Source organism: Okeania sp. SIO3I5, assembly GCF_010672085.1.
Lineage (GTDB): Bacteria > Cyanobacteriota > Cyanobacteriia > Cyanobacteriales > Microcoleaceae > Trichodesmium.
In genome coordinates, this window is sequence record NZ_JAAHHT010000283.1 from 1 (window position 1) to 11,200 (window position 11,200).

Annotated in this window: 9 protein-coding genes; 3 read left to right on the plus strand and 6 right to left on the minus strand. The window is 34.9% G+C overall.

Annotated elements, in window-relative coordinates:
* Window positions 1-803: 803 nt before the first annotated feature.
* The gene (locus F6K40_RS35065; protein ID WP_293143227.1) at window positions 804-1,124 is read right to left on the minus strand and encodes an antibiotic biosynthesis monooxygenase; all 321 of its coding nucleotides are present in this window, start codon (window positions 1,122-1,124) and stop codon (window positions 804-806) included.
* A gap of 168 nt (window positions 1,125-1,292) precedes the next feature.
* On the opposite strand from F6K40_RS35065, the gene F6K40_RS35070 reads away from it, so the two are divergent.
* Complete coding sequence (locus F6K40_RS35070; protein WP_293143230.1) at window positions 1,293-1,478, plus strand: hypothetical protein; 186 nt, start codon at window positions 1,293-1,295, stop codon at window positions 1,476-1,478.
* A gap of 203 nt (window positions 1,479-1,681) precedes the next feature.
* On the opposite strand, the gene F6K40_RS35075 is transcribed toward F6K40_RS35070, so the two are convergent.
* Together F6K40_RS35075 and F6K40_RS35080 are read right to left on the minus strand one after the other, a co-directional pair.
* Window positions 1,682-3,964, minus strand: a complete 2,283-nt coding sequence (locus F6K40_RS35075; protein ID WP_293143233.1) for a protein-arginine deiminase family protein — start codon at window positions 3,962-3,964, stop codon at window positions 1,682-1,684.
* A 93-nt stretch (window positions 3,965-4,057) separates the two neighbouring features.
* Entirely contained in the window at window positions 4,058-5,278 is a 1,221-nt protein-coding gene (locus tag F6K40_RS35080; RefSeq protein ID WP_293143236.1) for an RNA-guided endonuclease InsQ/TnpB family protein, read from the minus strand.
* Window positions 5,279-5,418: 140 nt separating this feature from the next.
* Here F6K40_RS35080 and F6K40_RS35085 point away from each other — a divergent pair, with 140 nt between their 5' ends.
* Window positions 5,419-5,583, plus strand: coding sequence for a hypothetical protein (locus tag F6K40_RS35085; protein ID WP_293143239.1), 165 nt, complete (start codon window positions 5,419-5,421; stop codon window positions 5,581-5,583).
* A gap of 819 nt (window positions 5,584-6,402) precedes the next feature.
* Here F6K40_RS35085 and F6K40_RS35090 read toward each other — a convergent pair.
* Window positions 6,403-7,176 carry a response regulator transcription factor gene (locus F6K40_RS35090; RefSeq protein ID WP_293143250.1) on the minus strand — a complete coding sequence of 258 codons (774 nt, stop codon included), beginning with the start codon at window positions 7,174-7,176 and terminating at the stop codon, window positions 6,403-6,405.
* A gap of 754 nt (window positions 7,177-7,930) precedes the next feature.
* The gene (locus F6K40_RS35095; RefSeq protein WP_293143242.1) at window positions 7,931-8,683 is read right to left on the minus strand and encodes a hypothetical protein; all 753 of its coding nucleotides are present in this window, start codon (window positions 8,681-8,683) and stop codon (window positions 7,931-7,933) included.
* 74 nt (window positions 8,684-8,757) lie between these two features.
* Here F6K40_RS35095 and F6K40_RS35100 point away from each other — a divergent pair, with 74 nt between their 5' ends.
* Entirely contained in the window at window positions 8,758-9,222 is a 465-nt protein-coding gene (locus F6K40_RS35100) for a hypothetical protein (protein ID WP_293143245.1), read from the plus strand.
* Window positions 9,223-9,593: 371 nt separating this feature from the next.
* Here F6K40_RS35100 and F6K40_RS35105 read toward each other — a convergent pair whose 3' ends face one another.
* On the minus strand, window positions 9,594-10,082 hold the full coding sequence (locus tag F6K40_RS35105; RefSeq protein WP_293143248.1) for a hypothetical protein: 489 nt from the start codon (window positions 10,080-10,082) through the stop codon (window positions 9,594-9,596).
* Between the last annotated feature and the right edge of the window lie 1,118 nt (window positions 10,083-11,200).

Consider the following 11,200-nt stretch of genomic DNA (forward strand, 5'->3'; position numbering starts at 1 on the left):
AATCGGACAATCGGACCATCTCCCCCAACAATACACTCTTGTATTCAACCGGATTTGATATTACTCCTTACTCCTTACTCCTTACTCCTTACTCCTTACTCATTACTCATTACTCATTACTCCTCAGTAATACGATAACTAATTACCCGGATTCTATATGACTCCTGACTCCTGACTTCTGACTCCTCCATTTTTATTTATAACTATTCAACCGGACATGATATAAGTCCTGCTTGTTTGCTTATGTATATTGGTATGAATTCTAAATTCAGAATTCCAAATTCAGAACTCTGATGCGGGCAAGATGCTCGCGACTAATTTATCTGACTGAGATGAAATTCCCTTAGAATTTGAATTCTCATATCAAATCCGCTTAATTCGGTATAAAAAAATATTCATTTTCAGCAAAGAGTAAATCTTTCTAAATTCTCTTCCCTCCTGAGGACCTACGGACGTTTTCCGCTAAGATCGGACATGTTTGCGAAGCATTCCGGAGCAGCATTCCGGAACGGAAAACGCATTACAGCGCTTTTCAGTTGAGTAGACCACTAAATTCATTGTTAGGAGTCAGGAGTTAGGAGTCAGGAGTCAGGAGTTAGGAGTTAGGAGTCAGGAGTCAAGAGTTAGGAGTGAAGAGTCAGTATCATTGTGGTTTATTCATATGAAAACCGCTGTAATGCTCAAGCAACGTCCCTACATCCTGACTCCTAGATTAACCATCTAATTATACCGATGCTACCGGATTTGATATCAATTCTCAATTCTCAATTCTCAATTCTCAATTCTCAATTCTCAATTCCCCCTTATTCTGGCAAAATCTCAGTAACAGTCTCATAAAAATTAGTTTCTGGTGGTTTAGCAAATAAATGCGACATTTCTGCCAATGCTGCTTTATAAGCATCACTTTGATTAGCATCCACATTTTCAACTCCTTCCCAAAAAATTACAGCAATACCTTTATCTGTTCCTGGCAACTGTAATAAATATGCTCCTTTAAAACCTTCGTTATAAGTAGCAACTGCCTTTTCATAAAGTTCTTTTGCTTCTTGAAACTTTCCTGGTTTAAATTCTCCTAGAGCAACATAAGCATATTTGTGCTTCAAAAAATCCATAAAATCTGACATTTTTTTCCCCCGATATACAAGTTTAAAATTTTTAGCTGTATTAGGAATTATATCAAATCCGGTTAAACAGTTATAGATTGCTTAACTAAGGAGGAGTCAGGAGGAGAGAGAATCATCAAGATTTAGTAGTTATGAAGATAGAAGATTTTTTGGTAGTCCTGCTGAGGAATGGTAGAGAGAGTGTGGGAGGTGTGGGAGGTGTGGGAAGTTGGTTCGTGTGGGAAGTTGGTTCGTGTGGGAAGTGTGGGAAGAAATTACAAAACTTATGTATCTTCGCCATTCCTCAGCAGGACTACCGATTTTTTTATGTCCAATCAAACGGATTTGATATTACAGCAGTTTTCATGTCGGTAGACCACAGCAAATACCCTTTCGCCCCTACAGGGTTTTGATTGTTACCATATGGTTCATCAACTTGAAAAACGCTGCATATCAAATCTGCTAGCTTTGGAAACCCATAAGAAACCAGGTTTGTCTTTATATATCCCACAAAATTTACATCTACTGCCACAAACCCGGTTTCTTGATTCTGATACTACCCGATTTGATGTTGTACATTATCTCATATCTACCATATCTAAACTTTGCCCTCTAAAATCTGACATATTCTCAGATAAAGATTCCCAGAAAGGATTATTTTTTCCTAAGCGAGTTGTATTAGTAGCATCATGCACATTTCCTCTTAATTCCTGATAATATCTATCATCCATAAAATTAATATTTAAACTAGAATCCGACACCAACCTACGGAAATTTTCCTCAGTATAATCTCTCCCATTAATTAACGCTCCTCCCGGATTAGAAACCAATAATTCTCCATTAATTACCACCGAATTAACCATATTCGGCCACCAAGCATAACCACTATATCCAAACATAGCTGGCACCTGAATTATCTGGTCATCACTAAGATTAAATTCCTGTTTTAACTTCTCAATTAATGGATTTAATTTTACCCTTTGTAAATAGAGATTATGCTGAATTAATTTTTCATTTTTCAACGCTGCCCGCACAGTTGTTTGAGTGCTTAAACCACGATTTATAGCAGCTTGAGCATAACCTTCTTCACTTAATTCTTCTAATAACTTTACCCCCGCTTCTGGACTCACAATTAACATTAAAGGTTTGCCAAACTTACTAGGAATAAAACTAATAATTTCATCCACATGACGAATCATTAACCAAGAAGTATCAACATCCACTGGCGGACCTTGAATTTTTTGTGCTGTAATGAAATCAATAATATCAGGATTCATACCCACTTCACCTGCTTTACCATAATAAACTCTTCCCATAGGATATCCAGGTAAAGGTGGAGTCACCTCTAAATTTCCATAAGAATCTGCCCACCGATTGAGAGGATCTAGTTGTCTGGGTTTACCAACTTCAAACCAACCAAAATTATCCTTGAGAAGAGTTCTAGCATAGCGATCGCTCTCTCCTGGACGGTTAGCTTTGAGTACCACATTCATGTTGCGCGTTTTACCTTGACTTGGAAACTGCACATAACCTATTTCCTTAGTATCTTGCATCCAAGTTGTACCACCAGAATTAATTCTGGCAGTTGCTCCTGTTTTTTCAATAATTTCCTTGATTTTATCAATAAACTCTTGATTAGCAAAACCACGATCGCTAACATGAAGTTCTCTAACTGCAGCAGTATTAGGAGACATCAACCAAGGAACCACACCTATTTGAATACTATCAGAAGCAATTTGTCTACCATTTTTTTCAGCGATCGCCTTCAAATTAACTACCCCTTTCCAATTGCGATCGGCAAATTGTTTAGCTTCTACTCCCAATACTATTTTCTCCCTAGATATTAACCCTTCAGTACCAGAAATATCCACTGGTTGCCATCCCGCTTCTGTTTTTTGGAATACATTAATATAGTTACTAACATCTGTTTCCGTAGAGATATAAATTTCAGCATCCCTATAGCTTTTTGCCAATTGAATATTAACAATAGCTAAATCTGCTGCATCACCTTCACCATTAACATCCCCATCTCGCCAGTCTGGGATTAAATCGCCATTATCATCATCATTATTAAATAACATCAACGCACCTTCTGATAAAGACCATCTTTCTCTACCTGACTTATCCGCTGCATCTACTTTCCCATCTCTGTTAGTATCACCATACATAGTGAAACCAGGAGATAAACTATATGCAATAGGTGGAGAATTTATTGTTTTGGTATTTTTATGATTTTCTGTATTCTCTTCCCATGCTCTTGCTGCTATTACTTTTTCATAACAGGCAACTGCTAAATACCCCTGATATTCGATCATTTTTTCGATCGCTTGATTTGTCATCAATGAGTCTTGAGGTATTTGACGCAAACTATCAATTGCATTTAACCAAAGATTTTCTGCTTCCTGCCAAGTTTGATAATTTGCCTGTGGTTTTTTTCCTTTTGCTACCGCATTAGTTGCTATGCTCAGTGCTTCCTTCCAACTTTGAGAAGCTTTTTCTTCTTTGAGAATTTTTGCTTCTATAGTGCGGAAGTCTTTCAAAGTTTTTTCATACTCTCGTAGCTGGTATTGATATTGCCAAGGTTCTCTTACTTCTTCAAGGTTGGGCATTTTAGAGACTCGATCAAGTTCTACTTTTAGTTGCTCTCTAATATCGTAAAGTTCTGGCAGTGAACTTATTTTCTCAGGAATTTTCAAGTTGCTGTTTATTGACTTAATAGTTTCTAGCACAGAAATTTCTGAGTTGACTTGCTCAGGAAGTGAAGATTGTGCCACTGCTTGAGGTACAGGAACCCAGATAATTGCTACTAATGCCCCAACAGTATTGACTAAGGCTATTTTAACGTATCGCATCCAACCCATAGTATATATCCGTTCTTAGAAACCTACAATAATTTGTAAAATCTACAATATATAGTTACTAAATCTATAGAAAAATATTCCTAGACAAGTGTTTTAATTAAGTGTTACCTTAACGGGGTGAACTACAACACCCTCTATCCCATTGCTAAAAGCGTTTGGGACTGCTTTTCGTAATATGTTTAAACTTCCATTGACATCAGCATTGTATTTGACTCCATTTGAAGCTTTATAAAGTCCTCTTTTCACTCGTTTACCACTAAATCCGTGTTTGACACCCTTTTGATAAACTGGTAAGTCGTCCCAATCTAAAAAACTAGCTTTTGATGTATAACTTTCTTCATTAATTATGACTTTGATTCCTACTAATTTGGCTTTGTACTTTAGTTGTTCTATTAACTTAAAAAAAGGAATTTGAACAAAATTTTGATTGTTTTTTTTGCCAAGATTTATGCCTTGTTTCCAGTTAGGATTATTTCCTATTACTAAAATTCCTATCTGATTTTCTATGAGATGATTAATAATATACCTGCTAGTCTTATGCAGATAATCGTCAATCTTAAAATTTCTTTTTGTCGATAATCTTTTGATTCGATTACTACTTTTAGTCTTCTTTAATTCTGACTGTAGTTTACCTTTCTTATAATTATAGAATTGATTAATTGATTTGACTGGTCTGCCGTTAATAATAAAGGGTTGAAAACCTTTTTTATTTGATGTTACAGTCGCCAAATTATTTACTCCCAAATCTACAGAAGCCACATGAGATTCTGACAAATCTAATTTGACTTCAATGGATTCGTAAACAACTTCTACCACATAGTAATTAAGCTTAGGAATAATTCTCACTTGTTGCAGAGAATCATAATTTATTTTACTCTCAAAAAATAGCTCACTTTTTGATAGTAATATCTTCTGATTTTTGACTAATTGAGGTTTACTAATCGCTTGTTTTGTATAAACTAGAATATTCCTACCTTTCTGTTTATGTTTATATTTTGGCAGTTGAGGACGGCTTTTAAACTTACTTGGACATTGATTATAGGCTCTTATAGCTTGAAAAAAACTTTGCCAATTTTTATCTAAAAGAATCAACACCTGTTGAGAAACTTTGGCCGGTATTGCTTGATAATCTACTCCAGATTGTAATAACTTTTGAACCTTTTTATAATCTAGATAATTGCCTTTATTAATAAACTCTTGTCTAACTATGTAGTTAGCTATATTGTAAAGATTTTTAGACAAGAAAGCTAGAGCATCAAGTGATTTATAATTGGGATGATTTTTTTTAATAATAGTGCGTTCTACTAACTGCATTATCCCTCATGTAAACATTTAACGAGCTGTTCTGCTTTCCTTTCTCAGTCTAAGATATTTTTAGTTGTTTTCCTATGTTTTTCTATAAAATCAATAAAACTTTACAATACTTATAAATTTTACCCGATCTATACAAACTCGTGCCGTTTCACAAAAGTCAAAATTCACAACCCAAAAGTCAGAATATCTGGCGTTGCATAAATGCGCTGTGGAATGGGCATCTTGTGTGGCATGGGCATGCTGCTGTGGAATGGGCATCTTGTGTGGCATGGGCATCTTGTGTGGCATGGGCATCCTGCCCGTGATTAATAGTTTTGTGGAATGGGCATCTTGCCCGTTCCTTAATTATTCAGTAAATAAAGGGCAAATTTCTTTTCTGGAAATGTCTAATTATTACTTCTGTGGCAATCTTTAGTATTTTTGTATAGATAGTAGCCAAGTTCTTGAGATTGCTTCGGCTAAAAATATGCTTTTCCCAGGAAGTTAACTTGTTCTATTATGGCCTCGCAATGACAAAACCAAGCTTTTTTTGAATATCATTTTTATAAATTCTCTCAGGGATTTTTGATATGTATCCTTAGAGAAGGAGATAGGGAATAGGGAACAGGGAATAGGGAGGAAGAAATCAAAATAAATATTTGTCCCTTAAAAAGTCTCGGAACATAAGTACTGAATACTTCTTTATCTACCAAATTTCAATCTCTTAAATTATTACCACTTTTAGATTCACATCACAAGTGATGCTCTCTTCATACTTATTTTACAAACAGTCTCTTAGAGATATAAACTAAATATAATTAATCTTTAATAAGCTAAAAATTTAACATCTGAATTCTCTTCCGAATTCTCAATTCTCAATTCTCAATTCTGATATATATTTCCGGTTGAGATATCGTAATTATATATTTTGTAGGATATTTACCAAATAATTAATAATTAATAATTAAATAATTCACCTTTAAAGCATCTCCAATAAAGGGGAAAAAAATAAATTTTTTCCTTTTAGTCAATCGTCTCCCTTTGAGGGAGATCTAATTATCCATTATCCATTATCCATTAATAAATAAATATCTCTTTGGCCTAATTTGATTTGCCTAATTATGACTTTTCAACCGGAAATTATTTTAGGACTCTCTAACCCAATCCTTATTTGGTTTAGCCCAATTAGCTGTTTCCATATTATTAGCACTCGAGCCATTACTAGGTAACTCTAAGCAATAACCAGCACCGTATACCGTTTTAATAAACCGAGGATGACGAGGATCTGGTTCCATCTTCGTTCTCAGATGTCTAATATGGACTCGGATTGTCTCAATATCATCGTCTGGATCGTAACCCCAGACTTCCTTAAGAATTTCACTAGGAGATACTGTCTGGCCATGACGTTGTAACAAACAATGGAGTAACTCAAATTCTAAATGAGTTAGTTTAACTGTTTGCTCAAACCAAATAGCTTCAAACCTTTCGGGAACCAAAGTCAGAGGGCCATAGTTGAGTATTTCACTATGTTTAGCTGCTTGGGGAATTCGATCTGTGCGTCGCAGTAAAGCACGGACTCGTGCCAGCATTTCTTCTATTTCAAAGGGTTTTGTCAGATAATCATCTGCACCAGCATTAAAACCTTCTACTTTATCTTGGGTTTGACCCAAAGCAGTTAACATTAATACTGGAATATCCGCTGTTCGTTCATCACGACGCAGACGTTGACATACTGTAAACCCATCTACTTTTGGTAGCATTAAATCTAATACTATCAGGTCTGGTAATAATTGCAAAGCGAGGGCTTGCCCTTTTATACCATCTTCTGCTTGACTAACTTCATAGCCAGCCATTTCTAAGTTTACGGCAACGAGTTCTGCGATCGCAGGATCATCATCAATGACGAGTATTCGGGGCATCATTTGTTACATTTAACCTACGATTTTTTCTTATTGTAATGTTTAATTAAGATTTTTAATTTTTTCCATTATATGTTAAAATTTTTTTTCAAAACATTACTTTTCTTTGATTTTCATTCTTCTACTTCTCTCTAACACGAATTTATATTATTGTCAAGCTATAAACCCACATTCCGCACCACAAAATGTAGCATAGGAACAGAAGTCAGGATTCAGGAAACAGAATTCAGAGACTGTTTGTAAAAGGAATATTAAATCCAGGCGTAGGGTGGGGAGGGTAAGGCGACAATAACTATGAATCGCAACCAAAATTTAACTTTTCGCACCCCACCCACCAAACATTAAGCCTTCTGGAGGTCTTAATCTTTAGTTGTGCATTCATTCTCTCAGGAGAAAATCATAGCTGCCGTGATTAAGTAATCAATAGTCGTAGGGGCGAACGGCCGTTCGCTTAATTTTTGACTCCTAATTTGATGCACGAAAAAAGTAATTGAGATAATTTGCATAGTATAAATATTTAATAAACCTACGGATTTTATACTAATTTTTATGTTACAAATTGAAGTCCGGAATGTGGGATTAATGCTTGGACATAATTGATTAGATTCTAGATTCAACAACTAAGAATTTATCAAAATAGTTGGACTGCTCAACCCTACCTTAATTTGCAAAGTGTTCTTGGAGGGTTACTTAAAATTCCCGTGACAAAAACAACTTCTAACTTCTGACTTCGTTAAAACGATAAGAGAATATTTTATGAATTTGAGACTATAGGTAAAAATCTTGCCTGCTCTTTTACATATTTCCAAGAAATTGATTCTGGATCTTTTTGACTACTCCACTGACTAAAATCAGGTTTTGTTTTCCGTTTACTAATAGTGCTACTATGAACATTTAGCCGAGTTGCTAATTCTTTTTGGGTAAGAGATAGAGAAACTGCTTTGCTTGTAAGTTTAAACTGATGATTTTCTGGGTTAGATTTGAGATTACTATTTACCCGGGAATACTGTGGTGGAGTCCAAGAATTTGAAACTTTTTCAAGAATTTCTTCCGAGACTAATTGACTATCGTACCCTAAAATTGGCTCTGTAGGAATTTCAACTTCTTGCTTTCTTTGACCATCAACGAGAGACACAGAAGTAGGAAAATAGTATAATAAACCACCTTGTTCTGTAATTTCTAACTCAGCACCAAATTCTTTGGCTCTTTCATCAAGAAACTCTTGGACAACTTTTCCTGGTAGTTGGGAATTCATGGCTAAGTCTAAAGCTGTAATGTATCCCTGATTTTTCTCAATTAACTGATAAAATAAATTGTTCAAGCAATCCTGTTGCTGTTTATTTTCTTTCTGATAGTGGCTGATTATCCAGGTTAGTCCAGTACCTATAGCAATAATGGCGGATAAACGCCAGGATAAACCTAGCATTAGCAATCCCAATCCCAGAGAAATTACAAAGGGAGAATTATTTGTCGGCCTAGTATCAACGTTTTTAGGTATTTTGGACATATTTACTATTCTTGAGCCAGATTTTTTTGCTTCTTAGGTGTACCTCCTAGATCGATTTTGCACGATTTTAAAATATGTTTCGTAAATTAACGATTATTAATACTATTATTGTAATTTGTTTATCGATCACTGGTTGTGGCCCTAGCAAAACTGTCCAGTGTAATCAATTGATTGCTACTATTAACAAGGGTAATTCTCTTGTCAATACTGAGACTTCTTATGATGCTGCAACAACTAATAAACTTGGAGGACAGTTAGAAGAAATTGCTCAGGAGTTAGAAGCTCTAGAACTTAAGGATGAAAATCTTCAGCAGTTTCAGAATAATTTCTCTCAAACTTTCAAGGAACTTTCTCAAGCATTTATTGATATGAGTCTAGGTCTTAAAAGTAGCACACAAGTAGAAGCTTCATTGGAAGGTAGAAAAAAGTTCAATCAGGCCAGAAATCAAATTACTCAAGCTGGCCAACAGGTCAATAAAGTTGCTGTCAATGGAGATATTTCGGTAGAGAAGCTAGTTAGTTATTGCCAAGATAATTGACCATTTTTTGAATTCAAAATTCGCCCATTCAAAGTTCAAAATTTTTGGTTCAAACTTAATTTCAATAATTTTTTAATTAAGGATTCTTTTTCTCGTTCTTCAAAGAGTGAAAAAATCAAAAATATTTTCCTGATTTCAAGCCTCTGACTTTGCTCCGGAATGCGGAGCAAACAGGCAGAGGTTATAATTTTGAATGGCTTTGTTGTACTAATATCCTGAAGTCCTTACAGGGAAAGACTTTCTAAATTAATATACTTTCTTGATAAACCCTTATTTTATAATGCTTCTACCACTTTCATGCAACAAAGCCATTTTGAATTAATAATTTTGAATTTTGAATTGATTGGACCTGATTATTTTGAAAAAAATATTTAGTGATGAATTTCTAGTTCTAGTACATAATGTCCCATCCGTAACTTTTGAGACCATAGTTCATATTCTAGGCGTAGATAATCTGGAATTGGTCTTCCCTGAACAACTAAGTTACGGGTAAAATTACGCATTCGCAACTGATAATGTAAATTTAATGAATCATCTTGAAGCCAATAACGACAGATGCCATACACTCCTCTTTCCCAGACATGGCGATAACAATATTTACCATTTCCTTGCATAGTCATAATAACTCTGGATGGAGAAACTTCTAGCCATAAAAGTCTTGGTTTTGCAGCACTTGGTGATATTGGTAACTCGTCTACACAAGATGTTTCTTTATCTCTAATTGCAGGTTCATGCAATAATATATGGAATTGATCCCGGTCTTTATGATAAAGAGTTGCTGCAGTTTCAACCATAGACCAAATTGGCAAGTCTGTTGATATTAATGATAGACTTACAGGTTTGCGTTGATAAGTTAACATATATACTCTCGGGTTTTGATTGTTGATTGGTATAGTTATTATTTTCTTGGTACTAGCCTGTTAAATTTAAGGCTTTTATGTATATACTCAAGATTCTTTGTTGAGACTGGAAACAAAGTAATTTCACGAAAAGTTCTGGCTTCAGTGATTCTTTAGTTGGTCAAATCAATCCTCCTTTTCTAATACTATAGAGACAATTAACCTTAGTTTTTTATTCAACGGTATACCGCTCAACTAAACTTACTTAAACTGAACGAGAAAATCTGAAAGCTTAGTTGTTCGTTGGCTCGAGCGCCACAGGGTCATTCCAGGTATTAGTTATCAGTTAGTAGTGACACTTTGCGAAGTGTTAGTAAATCAGTTATTAGTACCTCCAAGTGAAGCATTGGCATTGAAATAATATATATAGATATATAGCGAATATTTTTTTCATCCCCTTAAAAGGGTAGGAAACTTGAGACCTTATTTTTTGTTAAACAGCAAACTCTTTATTCTTTTATCAAAGACATCAGGAATGACTTTTTTTTTGATAATGTTAAACAACCCATTTACAAGGATTTAATAATTTATTTTCCCTGGTTTTATACGAGCCTCTTGTTACTCTTTTTTCACTAAATTTCGTTGCGATACTGAGTTATATCCCGCTCCTATCCGGGCTGGATATAATAGTATAAAAAACTATTCAGAATAATTTTCTTTTTAACTTCTTACTGCTTAGTTTGAGCGAGATATTGGCTATTGCAATAAGTTCTTGGTTTTCTAAATTATTTTTATAGTACCACATATAGATAATTAGACACAAGAGATATGTATTAACAAAAAAAACTTGAAAATTATGTATCTCGATCTGGCTCTCTAGTAAATCTGAGTAAATGTATTCATTTTACTTGAATCTCTATGCTTTTGTTGCTATCTTTGCATTCAATATTTATAGTTAAAACAGAAATAAATAATTCTCTATTCTCAGTTAAGTATTTCCTATTCCCTCAAATTTAACTTTCCTGGCGGGAAGTCCCGCGCTCTCCATCCCCCCTAACCCCCCTTGGAAAGGGGGGAGGGGGAGCGTCGGGATGAAAGCCAGGGCCAGGATTCGGATACCTTCATAAGCTAAACATTCA

Bases quoted from the DNA above. Each gene is read 5' to 3' on its own strand.
- F6K40_RS35065 (WP_293143227.1), bottom strand. From the start codon at position 1,124: ATGTCAGATTTTATGGATTTTTTGAAGCACAAATATGCTTATGTTGCT.
- F6K40_RS35070 (WP_293143230.1), top strand. From the start codon at position 1,293: ATGGTAGAGAGAGTGTGGGAGGTGTGGGAGGTGTGGGAAGTTGGTTCG.
- F6K40_RS35075 (WP_293143233.1), bottom strand. From the start codon at position 3,964: ATGGGTTGGATGCGATACGTTAAAATAGCCTTAGTCAATACTGTTGGG.
- F6K40_RS35080 (WP_293143236.1), bottom strand. From the start codon at position 5,278: ATGCAGTTAGTAGAACGCACTATTATTAAAAAAAATCATCCCAATTAT.
- F6K40_RS35090 (WP_293143250.1), bottom strand. From the start codon at position 7,176: ATGCCCCGAATACTCGTCATTGATGATGATCCTGCGATCGCAGAACTC.
- F6K40_RS35095 (WP_293143242.1), bottom strand. From the start codon at position 8,683: ATGTCCAAAATACCTAAAAACGTTGATACTAGGCCGACAAATAATTCT.
- F6K40_RS35100 (WP_293143245.1), top strand. From the start codon at position 8,758: ATGTTTCGTAAATTAACGATTATTAATACTATTATTGTAATTTGTTTA.
- F6K40_RS35105 (WP_293143248.1), bottom strand. From the start codon at position 10,082: ATGTTAACTTATCAACGCAAACCTGTAAGTCTATCATTAATATCAACA.